Genomic DNA, 21,657 nt, shown 5'->3' on the forward strand with positions numbered 1-21,657 from the left:
CGTCGGTTGGTTGACGGGGAGGTCGGCCTTGGCTGCTAAGGTCGCGGACCTGATGACAGTGATGTCGTCGGCTTGCGAACGCGTGGGGCAGCATCAGGACGGGCACGACATCTAGCGCCGGATTTTGGATAGCTTGAGGGCAGAACACTGCGACGAAGGCGCGATGACGGGTTGAGGTCACCGCGGGCAATGGCTATGTCGTGCCGCACACACGCGTCACGAACCATAAGGCCATTCGGAATGATCCCAGACTTTCTCGTTACCCATTCCGGTGGTTTCCACGCCGACGAGCTGCTTTCCAGCGTCATCCTTACGCGGCTTTTCCCTGAGGCTCGCCTCGTTCGCAGCCGGGCGTCGGAATGGCTGAAGCCCGGGGCGGACCGCATCATTTATGATGTTGGTGGCCAGTATGATGCCGGGGCCGGGCTGTTCGATCATCATCAGCGCGGGGCGCCGGTTAGAGAGGATGGCCAGCCCTACAGTTCGTTCGGCTTGATCTGGAAGCATTACGGTCGCGCCTATCTGGCAGCGTTCGGCGTTCCTGAGGCCCATGTGGAGGCGGTCCATGCGGCCTTCGATGCGCGCTTCGTGCTGCCGGTGGATCTGGTCGATAACGGCGCGCTCGACCCCTCCGTGGCCGGCCCCTTGGCGGGGCTGACGCTGTCGGCGCTGCTGGAAACCTTGAAGCCTGTCTTCGACGAATCCGGCCAGGAGGCCGAGGACCGCAGCTTCCATCAGGCCCTTTCGATCGCGCGCGCCTTCGTCGAGGCTGGCGTGTCGCAACGCGCCGCCAAGCTTCGGGCCGAGGCGCTCGTGCTGCAGCAGATCGCCCTTGCCGGTGAGAGCCGAGTGCTCGAACTGCCGCGGGGCATGCCGTTCCGCCCGGCGATCGTGAAAGCTGGCGCCGACCACCTGTTGTTCGTCGTTCATCCGCGCGAGAATGACTGGTGCCTGACGGGCATTCGCAAGGCCGATGAAGGGTTTGAGCTGCGCGCCGATCTGCCGGCTGCCTGGGCCGGCCTGACGAACGGCGAGCTGGAGGCGGCTTGCGGCGTGGCTGGCGCGCGGTTCTGCCACAACGGCCGCTTCATCGCGGCGGCAGCGACGCGGGAGGCAGCACTGGCCATGGCCGAGCTCGCCGTCAAGGAAGCAGTATCGGCGGGCAGCGGTCAGGCCTGAGGAAACTGATGAGCCGACGGCGGCGGCTATGGCCAGTGCGCTGTCGGCAGGATCGCCTGTGACGGGTCACGCCGAAAGCGTGGCCCTGAACTTGCTCGGCGATTGACCGTAGGTTTTTGCAAAAATCCGCGAGAAGTGGCCGGCGTTCTCGAACCCGACTTCGAGCGCGATGTCGATCAACGGCGCCTTCGTCTGCGTCAGCAGATGCTTGGCGCGTTCCAGCCGAAACTTCCGATAGACGAGCGCCGGCGACATTTTCGCCTTGTCCATGAACAGGCGTTCGAGCTGCCGTCGGGACAAGCCGACGGATGCGGCCAGCTCCGGGATCGACAGCGTGTTGTCCGTGTGCTGCTCCATGATGATGAGAGCGGCATTCAGGCGTGGGTCGTTGCTCTCGATCGCCAGCGGTTTTCTCGGCTGGACATGAAGATGCGAGCGGGCCTTGTCGATCTGCAGCACTTCGAGCGCATTTCGCTCGGCTTCCTTGCTGATATGCAGGCGCACGATATGGGCCGCCATGTCGGCGGCACTGCTGCCGCCAGCGCAGGATCCACGGGTGCGATCGAGATTGAAGAGACGGTCCGAACGAACCTTGAGATCGGGGAACCGCTCGCGGAACGCCTGATAATGAAGCCAGCTCACGCAGACGGTGTGCCCCGTCATCAGGCCCGCTTCGGCAAGGACGAATGTCCCAGTACAGAGACCGATCAGAGGCACCTTGCGCGCCGCCGCCTTCTGGAGGAAGCGGACGGTGTCGTCGTCGATCGGCTGTTTGCTGTTGAGCAGGCCGCCGACCACGACGATGTAGTTGAACCCCGCTGGATCAACGAGGTCGGATGTCGGCGCCACCTGCACGCCGCAACTGGAGGCGATGAGATGCCGCGTGTTGCCCAGCACCTGCCAGTCGGCACGGATGCGGCCGGACTTGTCGAGCTCGTCGCTCGCAAGTCGCAGCGTGTCGATGAAGAGCGCGAATGCCGAAAGGGTGAAGGACCGCGCCAGAACGAAGCCGATCTTGAGACGTTCGGGCTGTGTCTCGTTGGATTTGATGGTCGTCGTCATGTGCCCTTCATGCTCGTGCCGCCAAGACCTCCCGTTCCCTATCGAGCATGCTCGGACATATCAGGAGAGGTAGCCGCTGGCGGCCGAGACTTGCCTTTCGCTGTCCATGGGGAGCCTGGGTTCCGTTCTTCCGGCACGCCATGGTGTGGCGCGGGAGGTCGACGCCCGGATGAAGGCGTCTTCGTCCGCATCATAACGAAGAGGACGGGCTCAAATTGCTCTCGTCACGACCTGCGCCGCTACGGTTACGAACATTGCGGCCAGTGTCAGCGCCGCACTGAACCGTGCGACCTTCATCCGCCGTTCGCGCGAGCCGCTCCAATCATACCCCATCACTTCCCTCCCTCCCGACCGGGCCAGAACGCGTTTGCTCGGTCTTCCGCCGAACTGCAGGTCTCGCCAAGTCACGGCTTTGAGTTACCCCTCATGCTGCCGCGATGCCGCCGATCGTGTCAAGTTTGCCTCGGCGCGAGCAATGTTCAGGTGCCCGTCATAGCTCTGCGCAAAGGCGGCTGCGCAAAGGAATTTGCTGTTCGAGGGCGCAAACCCCCTAGTTGTGCGGGGAGCCTCTTTCCGCCGTTGTGATAGTTTTCTCTTTGGTGTGATTTTTTAAAGGGAGGGCGAAGAATGCCCGGCACATTCTCTACCGCCGACATGGACGTGATCAAACAGCAGCACGAGGATTGGTGTCGCGCGAACGACACCGACCCGAACAGTCCCGCGGGAATAGAGAAAGCCATGCAGATGCTGGTGAATTATGGCGGCAGCGCCAGCCAGCAACCGTCCGCGCAGCCGCAGAAGGTGCGCGCCAAAGCGCGCGCCTGATCTCCGCATCCACCCACGTCATTTAGCGGTCCGCGCCTGTCCTCGATCGCCTTGAACGAAGGCGCCTGGTCATAGTCGGGTGCGTGGGGCGGGCCTCCTCACGCGCCTGTCGGCGGCGCCGTCGCGATCAGGCGTTGCCCCATCTGCTTGGGGTGCGCACGTCAAAGATGCACTCTCCGAGGGTCAGAGGTTCTCCTTGAGGAGGACCTCTATTCTGATCTTGTCCTGTGCGGCGTGCGGTTCGCGAAAATCCGTTCGCGCGCGCATGATGCGGATGGCACTGCGCACCGCGTGTCCCGGGTCCTGGGCGATGACGGCGTCAACGCTGGCGTCGCGCAGGCCACGTTCGCTGAAGGGGGTGCGTTCGTGGACGACCACCGTGATCTTTTGCAGATCGGTGAAAGATGCGGCGCCCTCGAGCGGGATCCGGGCCTCGGAACTCAACACGTAGATCGCCGCAACCTCTTGATTGTTTTCAAGGACTCGCTGGAGGATCTGGGTGGCCCTGCGCTCGTCGCCGTGGGTTTCGACCGAGGGCAGACATTGCAGGTGAGGGAACTGTGAGTTGACGATATCGTCGAAGCCGAAGCGTCGCTGGATGCTGTCGAGCGACTGCATCGTCTCGGCCACGATCAGGACCTTTCCCGCCCTCTTGCCGACAAACCGGCCGATGATCTTGGCCGCCGTCGCGCCGGCGGCGTAGTTGTCGACGCCGACGAAATCGGCGGTCGGGAGCTTTTCCTGGCCGGACAGAAACTGCACGAACTTGACGCCGCGTTCGATCAGACGGCCGATCGCGTCGCGCACTTGCGGCGATTCCGGCGCCATCATCGCGATCCCGTCGAATTCGTTCTCGTCTATATCTGCGAGGTATTTGGCAACCTTGTGCGGGTCGTCGATCGGGATCTGGACGACGTCAAGGTCGATGAGATCCCCCTTCATCGACACCCGCGCCTCTTCCACCCGGTGGATGAGTTCCGCCAGATAGAGATCGCCGCTCGTCGGCAGCACGAACCGGAACCGGTAGCTCTTGTTGCGGGCAAGGCTGACGGCTGCCGGGTTTCGAATAAATCCAATGCGCTCAATGGCTTCGTTAACACTGCGAACGGCCTTCGGGCTGACATTCGGCCTGTCGTTCAGCACGCGGTCGACGGTTGCGAGGCTCAAGCCCGCTGCCTCAGCAAGATCTTTGGCTGTTGGCCGCATGCGGAACTCCCAGTGTGTATCGTTCCCAATCTACTCCACCAAAATCGCCGCGAAATCAAGAATTGATGTGCGCACCTCAAAAATCGCTTGCGTTGAGGTGCGCACCTCAGTTATGAATCCTTCAGCGAAGAACGCAGGCCCTGAATGCGGCCGCGCCCACCGCTAGTGCCAAGAGGATTTAGGTACGCCAACCGCCCGGTCAGGGCGCTTTCCTTCTGATGGAGGTCAGAAGGTACAAGGGGGAGGAACCCAATGATGAAACGGATTCTGTTGAGCTCGACAGTCATGGTCGGAGCGTATTTTGCCATTGCGGGTGCGTCCGGTACGCACGCTTCCGCAGCCGAACTGACCCTTTGCTGGGCCGCCTGGGATCCGGCCAATGCGCTCGTCGAGCTCAGCAAGGATTTCGAAGCAAAGAGCGGCAACACGATGAAGTTCGAATTCGTGCCGTGGCCGAACTTCGCCGACCGGATGCTGAACGAGCTGAATTCCGGCGGCAAGCTCTGCGATCTGATGATCGGCGACAGCCAGTGGATTGGCGGCGCCGCCGAGAATGGCCAGTACATCAAGCTCAATGATTTCTTCGACAAGGAAGGGATCAAGATGGACGACTTCATTCCCGCAACCGTCATCGGTTACGCGGAATGGCCGAAGAATTCGCCGAACTACTGGGCTCTGCCGGCGTTCGGTGACGTGGTCGGTTGGACCTATCGCAAGGACTGGTTCTCGCGTCCCGAACTCCAGGCGGAGTTCAAGCAGAAATACGGCCGGGATCTCGCCGTGCCGAAGACCTTCGCCGAACTCAAGGACATCGCCGAATTCTTCCAGAAGCGCCAGGTCGACGGCAAGACCGTCTATGGCGCTGCCATCTATACGGAGCGCGGCTCAGAAGGCATTACCATGGGCGTGATGGACGTGCTCTACAGCTACGGCTTCGAGTACGGAAATCCGAAGAAAGCCTATGAGCTCGACGGCTTCGTCAACTCGGCGGACGCGGTCAAGGGTCTGGAATTCTACAAGGCGCTCTACGATTGCTGCACACCGCCCGGCCATTCCGACGCCTACATGTCGGAGGATATCGACGCCTACAAGTCCGGCCAGGTCGCCCTGCAGATGAACTTTGCCTTCACCTGGCCCGGCATCCATGCCGACGCCAATGTCGGCGGCGACAAGTCCGGCTACTTCCCCAATCCTGCTGGTCCGACCGGTGTGCAGTTCGCCCAGCTGGGCGGCCAGGGCATCTCGGTCGTCGCAGCGTCCGACAAGCAGAAGGAAGCGCTGGATTACATCAAGTGGTTCGCGCAGCCTGAAATCCAGAAAAAGTGGTGGGCGCTCGGCGGATACTCCGCGCTGCGCTCGGTGGTCGAGGACCCGAGCTTCGCCACGAGCCAGCCCTATGCGCAGACCTTCCTGGATTCGATGGCAATCGTGAAGGACTTCTGGGCCGAGCCGTCCTACGCCTCGCTGCTGCAGGCCTCGCAGAAGCGCTTCCACGATTACGTCGTTGCCAACCAGGGCACGGCGAAGGATGCGCTCGATGGTCTCTCTGAGGACTGGAAGGACATCTTCGAAGACGAAGGCAAGTATTGACGCAAACACCCGCCGCCTCCCGGCGGAAGCGTCCATGCGGGGCCGGCCGGCCGATCTCTCGCGCCGGCCCCGCATGCCCATTCGTCAATGCCTTAGGGGAATACCATGCTCCATTCTTCGATCGATCGCGCTGCGCACGCGACGCCGCCCGTGCTTGCACGGCGCATCAGAGGGTTGTCGGACCGCGCGATCGCCTGGATCTTCGTCGCACCGTCCATTGTGCTTTTGCTTGCGATCAACATCTTTCCGCTGATCTGGACCGTCCGGCTGAGCTTCACCAATTTTCGCGTGAACCGCCCGAATGAACCTGTTCAGTTCGTCGGTCTGCGCAACTACCTGAACATACTGACCGACAAGGATATCTGGCTGACGATGCAGGCGACGGCCCATTTCCTGATCTGGACGATCGTCCTGCAGGTGCTGATCGGCTTTGCTCTCGCCTATCTCATCAACAAGAAGTTCCGCGGCAATGACCTGTGGACGACCATCATCGTGCTCCCGATGATGCTGAGCCCGGCCGTCGTCGGAAACTTCTGGACCTTTCTCTACCAGCCGCAGATCGGCCTGTTCAATTACGCGATCGGGTTCCTGACCGGAGCAGACCCGTCCAGCTTCTCGATGATCGGCGACACGTCGCTGGCGCCCTGGGCGATCATCATCGTCGACACCTGGATGTGGACGCCGTTCGTCATGCTCATCTGCCTTGCCGGGCTGCGCTCCATTCCGAGCAGCATCTATGAGGCGGCGGAGTGCGACCGGGCCAGCAGCTGGCGCCAGTTCTGGACCATCACCATCCCGATGGTGCTGCCGTTCCTGATGCTGGCCATCCTTTTCCGCGGCATCGAGAACTTCAAGATGTTCGACCTGGTCGTGCAGCTGACGGGCGGTGGCCCGGGCTCGATCACGGAGCTGACGTCGATCAACCTGAAGCGTGAAGCCTTCGAGAAATGGCGCACCGGATACGCGTCCGCCTATGCCGTCATCCTCTTCGTGACCGTCTTCGGCCTTGCGTCGATCTATGTCAAAGCACTCAACAAGGTGAAGCAAAGATGAGCAGCTTTTCTGTAACGGAGCCATCCGCACGGCAGAAGTGGTTCGCAGGCGCCCTGGTCGTGCTTTATGCGGTGATCACCATTCTCCCGTTGCTCTGGATCATCGGAACGGGTTTCAAATCGCCCTCTGACGCGATCGCCTATCCGCCGAAGACCTTCTTCGAGCCGACGCTCGAAGGCTATGTGAACCTCTTCACGACGCGCACTCGCGTTTCGGAAGAACAACTGAAGGAAATGGGCGAACCGAAGACCTGGTACGAGCGTCTCGTTCGCAAGGATGGGCTGATCATCGCCGGCCCGTCGCGGTTCCCGGAGCGCTTCTACAATTCCGTCATCATCGGGTTCGGCTCGACGGTGCTGTGCATCGTGCTCGGAACGGCCGCGGCCTATGCCTTCTCGCGCTTCAAGGTGCCGCTCAAGGACGACCTGCTGTTCTTCATCCTTTCCACGCGCATGATGCCGCCGATCGCGGTCGCCATTCCGATCTTCCTGATGTTCCGCTCGCTCGGGCTGAACGACACCCATGCCGGCATGATCCTGCTCTATACGGCAGTCAACCTGTCGCTCTCGGTCTGGCTGCTCAAGGGCTTCATCGACGAGATCCCGATCGAGTATGAAGAGGCAGCGCTGATCGACGGCTACACTCGCTTCCAGGCTTTCTACAAGGTCGTGCTGCCCCAGGCGGCGACCGGCATCGCGTCGACGGCTATCTTCTGCCTGATCTTCGCCTGGAACGAATACGCCTTCGCCGTGCTGCTCACGTCGGGCACCGCGCAGACCGCACCGCCCTTCATCCCGACGATCATCGGCGTCGGTGGGCAGGACTGGCCGGCGGTAGCGGCCGGTGCGACCCTCTTCCTCGTCCCCGTGATGGTGTTCACGATCCTGCTTCGCAAACACCTCCTGCGCGGCATCACCTTCGGAGCGGTAAGAAAATGACAGCTTTCCTCAACCAGTTGCTCCGCCTTCGCCGTGGCGCATGGGAAATGGTGGCATCGGTGCTCATCGCGCTGGGCGTGGTCATGCTCATGCAGCCAGTGTCGCTCACGCTCTACTCCTTCTCCTTCCTCGTGACGCTGCTTGGAACAGTCATGTTCATCATCGTCAGCCATTTTCCGGAGTGACCCATGGCACAGATCAGAATTGAAAATGTGCGCAAGGAGTTCGGAGCGTTCACGGCTGTCCAGTCTTCGAGCTTCACGGTGGAAGACGGCGAGTTCTTCATGCTGCTCGGCCCATCGGGATGCGGCAAGACGACGACGCTTCGGATGATGGCGGGACTGGAGCTGCCGACGAGCGGCCAGATCTATATCGGCGGCGAAGAGGTCGGCATGAAGCGGGCGAGGGAGCGCGATATCGCCTTCGTCTTCCAGATGTTCGCCCTCTATCCCCACATGAACGTACGCAAGAACATCTCCTATCCGCTCGTCAGCCAGGGGATGAAAAAGGCGGATGTCGCGGCGCGTGTCGCCGAGGTGGCAAAGATCCTCAGAATTGAAGGCATTCTCGACAAGCCGGTCGGCGGGCTCTCGGGCGGTGACCGCCAGCGTGTTGCGCTCGGCCGGGCGATTGTCCGCAACCCGAAGGCCTTCTTCATGGACGAGCCGCTCGGCGCGCTCGACGCGGAGTTCCGCGAACATATGGCGGGGGAACTGCGGGCGCTGCACGATCGCATGGGCGCCACCACCGTCTATGTGACCCACGACCAGCTGGAAGCGATGCAGATGGGTGACAAGATCGTCGTCATGAACCACGGCGTCATCGAGCAATTCGGCCGGCCGCAGCAGATCTACGACTGGCCGGCGACGAAGTTCGTCGCCAAGTTCATCGGCTCCCCGTCCATGAACTTTCTGGAGTTCGAGGGCATGATCGGTATCGGCGGCGACAGCATCGATCTCGGTGGGAAAAAGGTGGCGGTGCCGGCGTCGCGTGAGGGCAGGGCCGGCACGCTGTCGCTCGGTGTGCGTCCCGAGCATGTCCGTTTCGTCGACGACTCCAGCTACAGAGGCCGCGTGATCGCCGTCGAGTATCTCGGCACGACACAGATCGTCACGATCGAAACGCCCAACGGCGAGATCAAGGCGCGCACGCCCTCCAGTCAGGCAGCCCGTACCGACGAGCTTCTCGGTCTCGATTTCAACGCGCGGACCTTGACGCTCTTCAATGCGGAGACGGGTCGTGCTCTTGTCTCCGAAGCCAACGAGGGAGTGCTGCGCCGTGGCTGAAGTCATCCTAAGAAACGTGACGAAGACATTCGGCACCCACACAGCGCTGGACGGTGTCTCGATGACGATCCCGGACGGGTCGTTCGTGGTTCTCCTGGGCCCGACAGGCGCCGGAAAGACGACGACGTTGCGCATGGTCTCGGGGCTCGACACGCCTAATAGCGGCGAGATCTTTATCGGCGGGATGTCCGTGCAAGGACTGACGCCGGCGCAGCGCAACGTGGCGATGGTATTCCAGCAATATTCGCTCTACCCGCATCTGTCCGTCCGGCAGAACCTGGAATTTCCGCTGAAATCCCCGCTCTTGAAAACGCCGCAGAAGACGATCGACGAAAAGGTGAACGCCATCGCCGAGGTCTTGCAGATTTCGCACAAGCTCGACAACAAGGCGACCGCCTTGTCCGGTGGCGAAATGCAGCGCGTGTCGATCGGGCGTGCGCTTGTCAGAAACCCGCAGATATACCTGATGGACGAGCCCTTGAGTTCGCTCGACGCGAAGCTTCGAGCCGATCTGCGCGTCGAACTGAAGAACATTCAGGCAAAGTCCGGGGCGACGCTTCTTTACGTCACCCACGACCAGATCGAAGCGATGACCATGGCAACGCATATCGGTGTGCTCGAAGAGGGCAGGCTTGTTCAGTTCGGATCACCAAGAGAGGTCTACGAAGCGCCGGTCAGCGTTTACGCCGCGACCCGCCTCGGCCAGCCGCGCATCAACGTCCTGCCTGCCAAGCTTTTTGCGGGCGCGCCGGACAAGGCTCAGTCGATCGGCCTTCGCCCCGAAAATATCGTCCAGGGCGCCGGAGAAGATGCACTCGTGACCCGTGTCGAACATCTGGGCGACCAGACGCGCCTGCATCTCACGTTCAAGCAGCACAACCTCGTGACGGTCACGGACCCCCATACTGGGTTCCGCGGCGGCGAGACTATCAAGATCCAGCCAGACAAGCCGCTCTTCTTCGACGCGGCCGGAATGCGCATCGCTTAGGAGGCGAACATGAATCAGTTTATCAACCGCAAGGAAAATGCGGTTACGGAAGCGATCGACGGGGTTCTTGCCGCATCCGGCGGCGCGCTCAGCCGCCTCGACGGATATCCGCACATTCGCGTCGTCCTGCGCTCCGACTGGGACAAGGGCAAGGTCGCGCTCGTCTCCGGTGGCGGCTCGGGACACGAGCCCGCGCATATCGGCTTCGTCGGCAAGGGCATGCTGACGGCCGCCGTCTGCGGCGACGTCTTCGCATCGCCGAGCGTGGACGCGATCCTCGCCGGTATCCTGGCGGTGACGGGACCTGCCGGCTGCCTGCTGATCGTCAAGAACTACACCGGTGACCGGCTGAACTTCGGCCTCGCGGCCGAACGCGCCCGCGCCTACGGCCTCAATGTGAGCATGGTCATCGTCGATGACGACATCGCGCTGCCGGACCTTCCGCAGGCGCGCGGTGTCGCCGGTACCCTTTTCGTCCACAAGATCGCCGGAGCGCTCGCAGAAAGCGGGGCGGACCTCGATACGATCGCCAATGCGGCGCGCAAGGTCATATCGGGCACGAGCACCATCGGCATGTCGCTCGATACCTGCACCGTTCCGGGTTCGCCGAAGGAACATCGCATCCCCGAGGGCCATGCGGAACTCGGCCTCGGCATCCATGGCGAAGCTGGCGTCGAACAGATTGTGCATTCCGATGCGAGAAGCGCTGTTGCCGCCATGGTCGAGCGCCTGCAGGCGGCGATGGAGGACAAGCCGCACGTGGTGCTCGTCAATAATCTCGGCGGAACGTCTATCCTGGAAATGTCTATTCTCATGCACGAACTCGCCCAGTCGGCGATCGCCGATCGGATCGTGCATCTCGTCGGACCTGCGCCGATGATGACGTCGCTGGACATGCGCGGCTTTTCCGTCTCCGTCTACCCGGCCGACAAGGCCGAGCTGGAGCTGTTGTCCCGGCCCGTGGCGCTTCCGGCCTGGCCAGGCGTGACCGCCGTCAGGCCGGTGAATGTTCTCGCCCTGCCTGATGGCCTGACGCCGATTTCACCTCTGCCTTCGCGGCACGATGCGACGCGGCAGTTCCTGCTTGCCTGCTGCAACCTGCTGATCGATGCGGAAAAGGACCTGAATGCACTCGATGCCAAGTCCGGAGACGGAGACACCGGCTCGACACTCGCCGGCGCCGCACGGGCACTCATTCAGGCCCTCGATCGCCTGCCGCTATCCGACCACACGCAGCTCTTCCGCGCCATCGGGCAGGAGTTGAGCCAGACGATGGGCGGCTCTTCGGGCGTGCTTCTGGCGATCTTCTTTGCCGCCGCCGGGGATGGCGCCTCGAGCGGGCTTTCGATCCGCGAAGCGCTGAAAGCCGGGTTGGCGCGCATGCAGGAAATCGGCGGGGCGCAGATCGGCGACCGCACCATGGTCGACGCGCTTTCTCCGGCACTGGACGCGCTCGACGCGAGCATCGGCGCGGCCTCCAAGGCGGCGCGCGACGGCGCCAATCTGACCGCGACGCTGGTGCGGGCAAGGGCAGGGCGTGCCGCTTACATCAATGCCAAGCAACTCGAAGGGCACATCGATCCCGGCGCCGAAGCGGTCGCTCGCCTGTTCGAGCACCTGGCACGGCATCCGGATATGCTCGGGCGCCAGCCGGAGGGGGCTGCAGCCGTCGCCGGCTGACGGTGACCGAAACATTGCCCTGACAACAAAACGCCCCGGAAAGCCGGGGCGTTTCGTGACCGGAGGTGTCGGAGGGGAGCGTGCGCTCAGAGCGCGCGGCTCTCGTATCCGGCCGCCTTCAGGGCGTCTGCGATCGGCCCTGCCGCTGCGGCGGTCTCGACGCTGACTTCCCGATTGCCGAGATCGACCTTGATCGTTGCCTGCGGGTCGACGCTCAGGATCGCCTTCTGGACGACGCCGGCGCAGTGGCCACAGGTCATGTTGTCGATCTTGTAGTTCTGCATGCTTGTCTCCTTGGTTCGGTTGTGAGACAAACATGGCGTCTCCCACCGTTGGAAGGTCAATAGGCCTTCAAGATATTTGTTCACGGCATTTCCAGTCGCGCGAACGGTGGAAAATACCCCCGCAAGTGTAGTCCAGCGGCCCCTCAAATTCTCCGAAAAATTTGAAAGTCTTTCATCATCGATCCCGGGAATGGACGGCTAGCGGTCTGCGTCCGGAAGTCGCACAATCCAAAGGCTGTGCAAGAGGCATTCGCGTCGTCCGAAAGAGGGCGGACGATCGCCAGCCGGCACGAAGCCTAAAGCGAAGCGATCGTTCCGGGAACATCCGGGCGTTCGAAATGCACTGGTCGGGAACTGGAGGAGACGGTTTCCCGCTCACTGTCGTTCGGCTGCGTCGTGGTGACGCCGCCAAGGGAGGAAAGATGTTTGAACGACTATTCAAGCTGAAAGAGCATCAGACGACGGCGCGCACCGAGGTGATCGCCGGTATCACGACATTCCTGACGATGTCCTACATCATCTTCGTCAACCCCGACATCCTGTCGAGCACGGGCATGGATAGGGATGCCGTCTTCGTCGCAACCTGTATTGCCGCGGCACTCGGCTCTGCGGTCATGGCGCTCGTCGCCAACTGGCCAATCGGCATGGCGCCGGGCATGGGCCTCAACGCCTTCTTCGCCTTCACCGTCGTTGCGGCGCTTGGCTTCACCTGGCAGCAGGCGCTGGGTGCTGTCTTCATCTCGGGCGTGATCTTCCTGATCCTGACCGTGACGGGGGTCCGAAGCTGGCTGATCGCCGGCATTCCGCATTCGCTTCGAAGCGCGATCGCCACCGGTATCGGCCTCTTCCTTGGCATCATCGCCCTGAAGAACGCCGGCATCGTCGTCGACAACCCGGCAACGCTCGTCGGTCTCGGCGACCTCAAGCAGACTGGCCCGCTGCTCGCGATCCTCGGCTTCTTCGTGATTGCCGTTCTGGACTCGCTAAAAGTTCGCGGCTCGATCCTGATCGGCATCCTGGTCGTCACCGTCCTGTCGATGATCCTCGGCGTCAGCGAGTTCAAGGGCATCGTCTCGGCACCGCCGAGCATCGCGCCGACCTTCCTGCAACTCGACATCATGGGCGCCCTGCACGGCGGCCTGCTGCATGTCATCCTCGTCTTCGTGCTCGTCGAAGTCTTCGACGCCACCGGCACGCTGATCGGTGTCGCCAAGCGCGCCAAACTGGTGGAAGAAGGCAAGCCGAACCGTCTGGGCCGCGCGCTTCTCGCCGACAGCACCGCGATCGTCGCCGGCTCGCTGATCGGTACCAGCAGCACGACCGCCTATGTCGAAAGCGCCTCGGGCGTCCAGGCCGGCGGCCGCACGGGCCTGACCGCGCTCACCGTCTGCGTGCTCTTCCTGGCCGCGCTGTTCTTCTCGCCGCTGGCAGCTGCCGTTCCGTCCTATGCGACGGCCCCGGCTCTGCTCTACGTTGCCGGCCTGATGATGCGCGAACTGACGGAAGTCGAGTGGGACGACCTGACGGAAGCGGCTCCGGCAGCGCTTACAGCACTCGCCATGCCCTTCACCTACTCGATCGCCAACGGCCTCGCCTTCGGCTTCGTCAGCTATGTCGTCTTGAAGGTCTTCACCGGTAAGTGGAGCGTCATCCACCCGGCAACCCAGCTCGTGGCAGCGCTCTTCATCGTGCGCTTCGCGTTCTTCGCCGAATAACGAAAATCGGCCGGGGCATGCCGCCTCGGCCGATCAGAACTTCCCCGTAAGTGCTGGCCGGAGCAACGAAATGTTGCTTCGGCCTTTTTGCCTCGATCTGGCTTAAAGAGCGCAAATCCGAACGGAAAGCCGCTTCACACTTTTCCTGGATTTGCTCAGTATTGCCCGGCGGGCAGATGCACCACAAGGCCGTCGAGTTCAGCCGACACCGTGATTTGACAACTCAGGCGGCTGCGCTCGTTCGGATTGACGACGCACTCGATCATGTCCTGTTCCTGGAACTCGGGCGCCGGCAGGCGGTCGCTCCATTCGCCGTCGATGTAACAGTGACAGGTGCCGCAGGCGCAGGAGCCGCCGCATTCGGCAGCAATGGCGTCGATGCCGTTCTGCACGGCGGCTGACATCAGCGATTGGCCGATCTCCGCCTGAATTTCTTTCGTCGTGCCGTCCGCGTCGATGAAGACGATCTTGGGCATGGGTATTCTCCGATTGCGTATGTTGGTGTCGAGGATATGGGATCAGGCCGGCCGGATGGCGATCTTCAGCCGCTTGGGTCCACGGACAGAAAGACCGCGCTTGTATTCCGGCTCCCGGTCGACGAGTTCGATGGTTGGGAAACGGCGAAGCAGGGTGCTGAAGATGATATCCATGTCGAGGCGCGCGAGGTGGTTGCCGAGACAGAAATGCACGCCGCCGCCAAAGGCGAGATGACGGTTGGGCGTCCGGCCGATGTCGAACGTGTCGGCATTCTCGAACTGCTTGGGGTCGCGGTTGGCGGCGCCATAGAGCAGGCCGAACTTGGTGCCGCGCTCGAAGCGACGGCCGAAGATCTCGATGTCCTCGACGCAATGGCGGTGGAAGAACGGAAGCGGCGACTCGGAGCGGAACATCTCCTGCACGCCGGTCTGGATCAGGCCGGGTTCGCTCCGCAGCCGCGCCATCTGCTCGGGGAAGCGCAAGAGTGAATGCATGCCGCTGCCAAGCACATCGATCGTGGAACCGTGGCCGGCCATCAGGATCAGCATGCAGGTGGAGATGAATTCGTCGAAGTTCATGGCGCCGGAGCGCTCCGCCTCGATCAGCACCGAGATGAGGTCATCCTTCGGCGCCCGCTCACGTTCGGCCTTCAACGCTGTCAGGTATTCGTAGAACTCGGTCGTATTGCGCTCGGCGAGCTCCTTGCGCGCGTCGGATCGGTCGACGTCGAAGAACTGCACGATGTTTTCCGACCAGATCCGCAGCTGCGGACAGTCCTCGTCCGGCACGCCGAGCAGGCGGCCGATGATATGGCCGGGAACATGGGCGGCCAGATCATCGACAAAGTCGATCTCGCCGCGATCGGCGAGGCTATCGATCAGCCGGTCGACATAGGCCTGGATCTGGTCGCGGAGCTTCGCAATCATAGCCGGTGTGAATAGTTTGAAGACCTGCTTGCGCAAGCGGTCATGCACGGCACCATCGCTGTCGAGCAGGCTGAACTGCACGAAACGCTCGTGGTGTGGCATGTCGTGCCAATTGGCGGCGCGCTGCAGTTTTGAGAGCTCTTCCTTGGTCGCGAGGTCTTCGAGCGAGCGCACCATGCGCTTGTCCATGACGATCGCCGAGACGTCCTCGAAGCGCGAGGCAAGCCAGATGTCGAAATCCGCAAAGTAGTGCAGCCCCTCTTTTTCGCGCAGCGCGCGATAGGTCGGATAGGGATCGCGAGCAAAATCCGGGGACAGCGGCGCGAAGGTGAAATTCGCGGCATCGCCATTCGGCGCGGCTTCGGTCATGGGCAATTCTCCGTGCATAAAGCTGCATGATAACGTCACTGCCGTAGCTCTGTGAATGGCACCCTGTCGCAAGATGATGGACAAAACTCGCATCGGATGCCAGAAAATGGCATGCTGACCGAAAGCGAAGAGATCCATTTCCACACCCCGGCAAAATTCGCAGGTGCGTTTCCCTATCTGGCGCTGGTGGCCGGAAGCCGGACGGCGCGCCCTGACGAGGCGCCGATCCGCAAACGGTTCCACCAGCACGTCTTCGTCTACACAACAGGCGGACGCGGGTTGATCGAGGTGCACGGTCAACGTTTCCCTGCCGAAACCGGCAGTGTTGCCTGGCTCGATACCTCTCAGGCCTATGCGCATAGCTGCGCTGCCGACAGCGAAAGCTGGCGTTATCTCTGGATGGGGATCGAGGGACACGGGCTTGATGCGCTCTACCAGTTTCTCGGCGTGCAGCAGTCGCCATTGTTCGTGCCGAGAGACCCGCGGAGGGCACAGGCGGCGTTCGAAAGTGTGAGCGGATTTCTTGCCGAACGCTCGCCGGCGACGGACGCCCTGTCGAGCGCCGCGATCGCGGGGCTGATGGCGGACATGATCGCGCCACGGCTGATCGGAGCCGAACCGGCCGAGGACAGGTCCGGTGAAGACCTTTTGCTTCAGGTGCTGTCGGTGATGCGCGGCGATCTCGCCAGGCCCTGGACGATCGACGATCTTGCGGCGCTTGCGCGGCTGAGCCCGTCGCAACTCTTTCGTCGCTTTCGCGATATGGTGGGAACGACGCCGATGGACTGGCTGCGCCACGAGCGGATCAACCAAGCGAAACGCCTGCTGGTTGGACCCGATGCCAAGGTCTCGGCGGTGGCCGCCGTCTGCGGCTATCCGGATCCCTATCATTTCTCGCGCGATTTCCGCCGCGTGACCGGATACACGCCGACGAAATTCCGGCGGGATGGCGGCTATTGAGGTCGCAGTCTTCGTCCGATTTCGGCGGCCAGCGAGGCCCTGGCGCACCGATAACCCGACCGGACGACCGGGTCATGCATTGATTCACACGATCAGGAACGGCTCCTTGAAGAAATGTTCCTCCAGATTGACGCCTTCGCCGCCGCGATCGACCACCGCGAAATCCGAGACGTCATCGAGCGGCGTCAGGATGCCGTGCCAGACATTGCGGGCGATGTTGACGCCCTGGCCCGGGGTGGTCTTGAAGGCGATCGGTTCACTCGGGCCTTCGTCGGTTTCCCGGGAGACGACGATCAGAAACGGATTGTCGCTCAAGGGGATGAAGGCCTGGCTGCCGAGCGGATGACGCTCGACCATGGTGAGTTTCAGCGGCAGCGGATAGGGTACGCCGCGCACCAGGCTGATCATGGGCCGGGCCTTTTCGCCTGTTGCATCGATCTTGGCGAGGTCGTGGTAGCGGGTTGCATTGCCCCCGTTGATGGGGAAGTTGTTGGCATTCTCCGTTTCGATCACGTCGCCGAAAGGCGCAAAGGCCTCCCGGGTCAACGGCTGTATGACGATCTCCTTCATGTGACGCTCCTCCGTCCAATGTTGATGGGTTGCCTGGAAGTTTGATCGCTTCGCCTCCTCGGCGAAACGATCTAGATGCCGGCTTTCGCAATACGCCCGAAGACACGCAGCCGGCTGACGCCGCCGTCGGGGAAGATGTTGAAGCGCACGTGGGTTACCGGACCCGCGATCGCGAGTGCGCTTGCTTCATAGGTGTGGATGCTGTCGGCGGCGAGTTTCTGCGGCGGCAGGACCTCGCGCCAGAACATCGACGATGCCGTAACGGATGCGGCCACTTCGCAAGCGTTCGCTCCAAGGTCTGCCGCCTGCAGCGAACAGGCGTCCGGGTAGTTGCCCTTGAAGTGGGCGGTATCGACCACGATCCGGTCGATCTCGCCGCGCGCGGCGAGTTTCACCACGATCCAGTCGTTGCCGGGCTCGCGCCGCCGGCGGGTCTCCCAACCGTCGCCCATGTTGATGCCGCGTCCGGGCGCAAGCAGCCGCTGGTGGCCGTAGTGTCCGTTGGAATAGGCGATGATGCGCCCGCCGAGCAATGATGAGGCCAGATCGACCACCGCGTCGCCGATCGCTGCCCGGTCTAGCGCAGGCGCGCCGTAAACCCGAAGGCGGGCGACGCCGCCGTCGGGATAGATGCGCAAGCGCACATGGCTCCAGACAGAATCCGACCGCGCTTCGAAGTGATGCAGCGCGCTCGGGCCAAGCGGCCGAGGGCAGACCAGCTCCGTCCAGACCGTCCGATCGTCGGGGCCATCCGGTGCCAGGCAGGCGTCGATGGCGCAAGCGCTCGGGTAGTTGCCGGTGAAATGAGCGGTATCAACCTCGAAGCCCCGGATGAGGCCGTTCGTCGCGAGTGCCACGATGGCGTGGTCGTTGCCGGGGCCGCGGCGTCGCCGCGTCTCCCAGCCGTCCATCCACTTGCCGTTCTCGTCATAGACACCGGGATGATAGACCGGCGGCGCGTCCTGCAGCATGCGTTCGAGCGGCGCGAAGAACTCGTCGGTTGCAAAGACCGGCCGCGCGCCGAGACCGGCGGAGGCAAGGTTGATCGCGTTCAGCGCGAATTCGGGCGGGTTCACGCCGTCGATCGTCATCGCGAGACCCTCAGCTCGGCAGCATGCCCTTGAGGCGCAGATAGGCGATCCGCTCCACCTGCCGGCACGCGGTCTCGAACTCCGTATCGCGATCGTTGCCGATCCGGCTTTCGAAGGCGGCGAGGATCTCGTCCTTGCTGCGCCCCTTGACCGCCATGATGAACGGGAACTTGAACTTCTCGACATAGGCGGCGTTGAGCGTGGTGAAGCGTTCACGCTCGGCATCGGTCAGCGCATCGAGGCCGGCACCGGCCTGCTCGTTGGTCGAGCTTTCGGTCAGGCGCTTGGCCTGTGCCAGCTTGCCGGCGAGATCGGGGTGGGCGATCAGCACGGCAAGCCGCTCCTCGGCCGAAGCTTCGCGGAAGACTGCGGAAAGGGCGGCGGCAAGGCCGATCGCGGTGTCGTTGGCCGGCGAAAGTTCGCCCTGGAAGGCGCGCTTCGCGATCCACTTCGAATGTTCGAAGACGCCGCCGAACCTGGCGACGAACGCCTCTTCGCCAAGCCGCGACGGACGATCGTCCCAGGCCTTGTACGGATAGTTTTCGGCCCAATGGCGGGCGATATCGACGCGTTTTGCGAGCCACACCTTCTCGTGGCCCTGCAGATAATCGAGGAAGCGGGCGAGTGCCGCGGCGCGGCCGGGCCGGCCGACGAGGCGGCAGTGCAGCCCGATGCTCAGCATCTTCGGCGCACCGGCCGTACCTTCGGCGTAGAGCACGTCGAAGCTGTCCTTGAGGTAGGTGAAGAACTGGTCGCCGCTGTTGAAACCCTGCGGCGTGGCAAAACGCATGTCGTTGCTGTCGAGCGTGTAGGGGATGACCAGCTGATGGCGCCCCGCATGCTCATGCCAATAGGGCAGGTCGTCGGCATAGGCGTCCGATACGTAGTCGAAGCCGCCGGCTTCGGTCACCAGGTCGAGCGTGTTGTCGGAACAGCGCCCCGTGTACCAGCCGCGCGGGCGCTCTCCGGTGACGATGGTGTGCAGCCGGACCGCTTCGGCGATCTCCTGGCGCTCGCGCTCCGGCGAAAAGTCCTTGTGTTCGATCCATTTCAGGCCGTGCGAGGCGATTTCCCAGCCGGCGTCCTGCATGGCGGCGACCTGTTCCGGCGAGCGCTTCAGCGCGGTTGCGACGCCATAAACGGTGGCCGGCACGCCGCGCTCGGTGAACATGCGATGCAGCCGCCAGAAGCCGGCGCGTGCGCCATATTCGTAGATCGATTCCATGTTCCAGTGGCGCTGGCCCTGCCAGGCCTGCGCACCGACGATTTCCGACAGGAATGCCTCGGACGCTGCGTCGCCATGCAGCACGCAGTTCTCGCCGCCTTCCTCGTAATTGATGACGAATTGCACGGCGATCCGCGCGCCGTCGGGCCATGTGATCTTGAAGTTCGGGCCGTGGCCGTGAAGATCGCGGGGGTATCTCATCTAAGCAGCTCCTCCAGACATTTTCGTCTCTGCATCCAATTTCTAGCGGCATTTGTTTCGAGCCATTCCCCCCAAAAAATTTGAAAGTCTCGAATGATCCGGTCGCTACCAAGCGGGTGGGAATGCCGGAATACTGCGAGGTGGAAAGCTGACTTCGGGAGGAGCGAAAACTATGCAATCTCAGGGTGGAAACGCCGGCCGTTTGACGACGCACGTGCTGGATACGGCCAGCGGCAAACCGGCCGAAGGGCTGCGCATCGAGCTCTACCGGGTCGATGGCGATCGCCAGACGCATATCAAGTCCGTCAAGACCAATGACGACGGCCGCTGTGACGAGCCGCTTTTGAGCGGCGAGCGCATGCAGACCGGCACCTACGAGCTGCAGTTCCATGCGGGCGATTATCTCGGCGGCGCAGCCAAGCGCGGTGACAACCCGTTCCTCGACGTGATCCCAATCCGCTTCGGCATCGATAACCAGGGCGCGCACTATCACGTGCCGCTGCTGCTTTCGCCCTATGGCTACTCCACCTATCGCGGGAGCTGAGCAATGACGATCCAGATCCGCAACACCATCCGCTTCATCCTGAACCACCGCCTCGTCGAACTTGCCGATGTTTCGCCGGTTCAGACTCTGCTCGATTTTCTGCGCATCGACCGCAATCTGAAGGGCACGAAAGAAGGCTGCGCCGAGGGCGACTGCGGTGCCTGCACCGTGCTTGTCGGCCGCCTGCTCGACGGCAAGCTCAAGTATGAATCCGTCAATGCCTGCATCCGTTTCGTCGGCTCGCTCGACGGCTGTCATATCGTGACGGTGGATAGTTTGGCGCAGCCGGCTGGCCCGTTGCATCCGGTGCAGCAGGCAATGGTCGACACGCATGCCTCGCAGTGCGGTTTCTGCACGCCGGGCTTCGTGATGTCGCTCTATGGCCTCTGGATGGAGAACTCGAAGCCGTCGATCGCCGAAATCGAAAAGGCGCTGCAGGGCAATCTTTGTCGCTGCACCGGCTATGCCGCGATCATTCGCGCCGCCGAGGCGATCTCGACGATCGGCGATATCGGCAAGGATCCGCTGGTGGCCGAACGCGACCGGATCGCAGGCGAACTGGCAGCACTTCAGGACGGCCGTCGCGTGGAAATCGGCTCCGAGACCGAGCGCTTCATCCTGCCGGGCTCGGTCGATGATTTCGCCGCCGTGCTCGAAGCCAACCCGAAGGCGACGATCGTTGCCGGTTCGACCGATGTCGGCCTCTGGGTCACCAAATTCATGCGCGACATCTCACCGGTCATTCACCTGACCCATCTTGAAGAACTGCGCCGCATCACGGTCGATGCCGACGGCGTGACGCTCGGCGCCGGCGTCAGCTACGCCGAAGCCTACCCCGTTATCGTCGCGCACTTCCCTGAACTGACCGAGCTTTGGGATCGCATCGGCGGCCAGCAGGTCCGCAACATGGGCACCGTGGGCGGCAACATTGCCAACGGCTCGCCGATCGGCGACACGCCGCCGGCGCTGATTGCGCTTGGCGCCGCGATCACGCTGCGCAAGGGCGATCGCCGCCGCACGGTGGTGCTCGAGGACTTCTTCATCGCCTACGGCAAGCAGGACCGCGAGCCGGGCGAGTTCGTGGAAAGCGTGCGCATTCCTTTCGTTTCCGATAACGCGCGTGTGGCCGTCTACAAGGTGACGAAGCGTCTGGATGAGGACATTACCGCCGTCTGCGGCGGCTTCAACATCGCCTTCGAGGCAGGTCGGGTCAGCGACGCCATCATCGCCTTCGGCGGCATGGCCGCTACGCCGAAGCGAGCCGCTCATGTGGAGGCGGTGCTAAAAGGCGCCGAGTGGAACGAGGAGACGATCGAGCGCGCTGTCGCTGCCTTCGATCAGGACTTCACGCCGCTGACGGACTGGCGCGCCTCGGCGGAGTACCGCCAACTGGTGGCGAAGAACCTGCTTCGCCGCTTCTATCTCGAAACGCAGTCGAGTGGCGGCCAGCTCCGTCTCGATCGCACCATTGCTGTCGCGGTTTAAGGG

Annotated in this window: 21 protein-coding genes; 13 read left to right on the forward strand and 8 right to left on the reverse strand. The window is 62.6% G+C overall.

The window, feature by feature from the left end; genetic code table 11:
• Positions 1 to 240: 240 nt before the first annotated feature.
• Positions 241 to 1,179, forward strand: coding sequence for an MYG1 family protein (locus IB277_RS13255; protein WP_060644318.1), 939 nt, complete (start codon positions 241 to 243; stop codon positions 1,177 to 1,179).
• 66 nt (positions 1,180 to 1,245) lie between these two features.
• On the opposite strand, the gene IB277_RS13260 is transcribed toward IB277_RS13255, so the two are convergent.
• The gene (locus tag IB277_RS13260) at positions 1,246 to 2,241 is read right to left on the reverse strand and encodes a GlxA family transcriptional regulator (RefSeq protein ID WP_089043737.1); all 996 of its coding nucleotides are present in this window, start codon (positions 2,239 to 2,241) and stop codon (positions 1,246 to 1,248) included.
• Positions 2,242 to 2,868: 627 nt separating this feature from the next.
• Here IB277_RS13260 and IB277_RS13265 point away from each other — a divergent pair.
• Positions 2,869 to 3,066: a hypothetical protein gene (locus IB277_RS13265; protein ID WP_034799295.1), complete on the forward strand. Its 198-nt coding sequence runs from the start codon at positions 2,869 to 2,871 to the stop codon at positions 3,064 to 3,066.
• Positions 3,067 to 3,249: 183 nt separating this feature from the next.
• Here IB277_RS13265 and IB277_RS13270 read toward each other — a convergent pair whose 3' ends face one another.
• The gene (locus IB277_RS13270) at positions 3,250 to 4,272 is read right to left on the reverse strand and encodes a LacI family DNA-binding transcriptional regulator (protein ID WP_060644319.1); all 1,023 of its coding nucleotides are present in this window, start codon (positions 4,270 to 4,272) and stop codon (positions 3,250 to 3,252) included.
• 255 nt (positions 4,273 to 4,527) lie between these two features.
• Here IB277_RS13270 and IB277_RS13275 point away from each other — a divergent pair, with 255 nt between their 5' ends.
• The 7 genes from IB277_RS13275 to IB277_RS13305 all read left to right on the forward strand — a co-directional run bounded on the left by IB277_RS13275 (position 4,528) and on the right by IB277_RS13305 (position 11,807).
• On the forward strand, positions 4,528 to 5,862 hold the full coding sequence (locus IB277_RS13275; RefSeq protein WP_034799738.1) for an ABC transporter substrate-binding protein: 1,335 nt from the start codon (positions 4,528 to 4,530) through the stop codon (positions 5,860 to 5,862).
• Between the two features lie 105 nt (positions 5,863 to 5,967).
• Complete coding sequence (locus tag IB277_RS13280) at positions 5,968 to 6,915, forward strand: carbohydrate ABC transporter permease (RefSeq protein WP_043613808.1); 948 nt, start codon at positions 5,968 to 5,970, stop codon at positions 6,913 to 6,915.
• Positions 6,912 to 7,853: a carbohydrate ABC transporter permease gene (locus IB277_RS13285; protein WP_043613810.1), complete on the forward strand. Its 942-nt coding sequence runs from the start codon at positions 6,912 to 6,914 to the stop codon at positions 7,851 to 7,853. The genes IB277_RS13280 and IB277_RS13285 overlap by 4 nt, the downstream gene beginning before the upstream one ends.
• A complete protein-coding gene (locus IB277_RS13290) occupies positions 7,850 to 8,038 on the forward strand; it encodes a hypothetical protein (protein ID WP_034799314.1) in 189 nt (62 codons plus the stop codon). Before IB277_RS13285 ends, IB277_RS13290 begins: the two co-directional genes overlap by 4 nt.
• A 3-nt stretch (positions 8,039 to 8,041) precedes the next feature.
• Positions 8,042 to 9,139 (forward strand): ABC transporter ATP-binding protein, encoded by a 1,098-nt coding sequence (locus IB277_RS13295; protein ID WP_060601486.1) that lies wholly within the window; start codon positions 8,042 to 8,044, stop codon positions 9,137 to 9,139.
• On the forward strand, positions 9,132 to 10,127 hold the full coding sequence (locus tag IB277_RS13300; RefSeq protein WP_060644320.1) for an ABC transporter ATP-binding protein: 996 nt from the start codon (positions 9,132 to 9,134) through the stop codon (positions 10,125 to 10,127). The genes IB277_RS13295 and IB277_RS13300 overlap by 8 nt, the downstream gene beginning before the upstream one ends.
• A 9-nt stretch (positions 10,128 to 10,136) precedes the next feature.
• Entirely contained in the window at positions 10,137 to 11,807 is a 1,671-nt protein-coding gene (locus IB277_RS13305; RefSeq protein WP_034799333.1) for a dihydroxyacetone kinase subunit DhaK, read from the forward strand.
• Positions 11,808 to 11,893: 86 nt separating this feature from the next.
• On the opposite strand, the gene IB277_RS13310 is transcribed toward IB277_RS13305, so the two are convergent.
• Positions 11,894 to 12,091: a heavy-metal-associated domain-containing protein gene (locus IB277_RS13310; protein ID WP_034799336.1), complete on the reverse strand. Its 198-nt coding sequence runs from the start codon at positions 12,089 to 12,091 to the stop codon at positions 11,894 to 11,896.
• A 422-nt stretch (positions 12,092 to 12,513) separates the two neighbouring features.
• On the opposite strand from IB277_RS13310, the gene IB277_RS13315 reads away from it, so the two are divergent.
• Positions 12,514 to 13,806: an NCS2 family permease gene (locus IB277_RS13315; RefSeq protein WP_034799339.1), complete on the forward strand. Its 1,293-nt coding sequence runs from the start codon at positions 12,514 to 12,516 to the stop codon at positions 13,804 to 13,806.
• Between the two features lie 155 nt (positions 13,807 to 13,961).
• On the opposite strand, the gene IB277_RS13320 is transcribed toward IB277_RS13315, so the two are convergent.
• Both IB277_RS13320 and IB277_RS13325 read right to left on the reverse strand, forming a co-directional pair.
• Positions 13,962 to 14,282, reverse strand: a complete 321-nt coding sequence (locus IB277_RS13320) for a 2Fe-2S iron-sulfur cluster-binding protein (protein WP_043613820.1) — start codon at positions 14,280 to 14,282, stop codon at positions 13,962 to 13,964.
• Positions 14,283 to 14,324: 42 nt separating this feature from the next.
• Positions 14,325 to 15,578, reverse strand: a complete 1,254-nt coding sequence (locus IB277_RS13325; RefSeq protein ID WP_192371034.1) for a cytochrome P450 — start codon at positions 15,576 to 15,578, stop codon at positions 14,325 to 14,327.
• A 111-nt stretch (positions 15,579 to 15,689) separates the two neighbouring features.
• Between IB277_RS13325 and IB277_RS13330 the strand changes: the two genes are divergently transcribed.
• Positions 15,690 to 16,538, forward strand: coding sequence for an AraC family transcriptional regulator (locus IB277_RS13330; protein ID WP_180316488.1), 849 nt, complete (start codon positions 15,690 to 15,692; stop codon positions 16,536 to 16,538).
• Between the two features lie 84 nt (positions 16,539 to 16,622).
• Here IB277_RS13330 and IB277_RS13335 read toward each other — a convergent pair whose 3' ends face one another.
• From IB277_RS13335 to puuE, 3 genes are all read right to left on the reverse strand, one after another.
• Positions 16,623 to 17,108: an ureidoglycolate lyase gene (locus IB277_RS13335; protein ID WP_113080921.1), complete on the reverse strand. Its 486-nt coding sequence runs from the start codon at positions 17,106 to 17,108 to the stop codon at positions 16,623 to 16,625.
• 71 nt (positions 17,109 to 17,179) lie between these two features.
• Positions 17,180 to 18,199 (reverse strand): allantoicase, encoded by a 1,020-nt coding sequence (gene alc / locus IB277_RS13340; RefSeq protein WP_034799351.1) that lies wholly within the window; start codon positions 18,197 to 18,199, stop codon positions 17,180 to 17,182.
• 10 nt (positions 18,200 to 18,209) lie between these two features.
• Positions 18,210 to 19,625, reverse strand: coding sequence for an allantoinase PuuE (puuE, locus tag IB277_RS13345; protein WP_112974742.1), 1,416 nt, complete (start codon positions 19,623 to 19,625; stop codon positions 18,210 to 18,212).
• Between the two features lie 172 nt (positions 19,626 to 19,797).
• On the opposite strand from puuE, the gene uraH reads away from it, so the two are divergent.
• Positions 19,798 to 20,169: a hydroxyisourate hydrolase gene (gene uraH, locus IB277_RS13350; RefSeq protein WP_034799357.1), complete on the forward strand. Its 372-nt coding sequence runs from the start codon at positions 19,798 to 19,800 to the stop codon at positions 20,167 to 20,169.
• 3 nt (positions 20,170 to 20,172) lie between these two features.
• Complete coding sequence (xdhA, locus tag IB277_RS13355; RefSeq protein ID WP_090295951.1) at positions 20,173 to 21,654, forward strand: xanthine dehydrogenase small subunit; 1,482 nt, start codon at positions 20,173 to 20,175, stop codon at positions 21,652 to 21,654.
• The last annotated feature ends 3 nt before the right edge of the window (positions 21,655 to 21,657 follow it).

The organism is Ensifer sp. ENS07 (assembly GCF_014852185.1).
GTDB lineage: Bacteria > Pseudomonadota > Alphaproteobacteria > Rhizobiales > Rhizobiaceae > Ensifer > Ensifer adhaerens.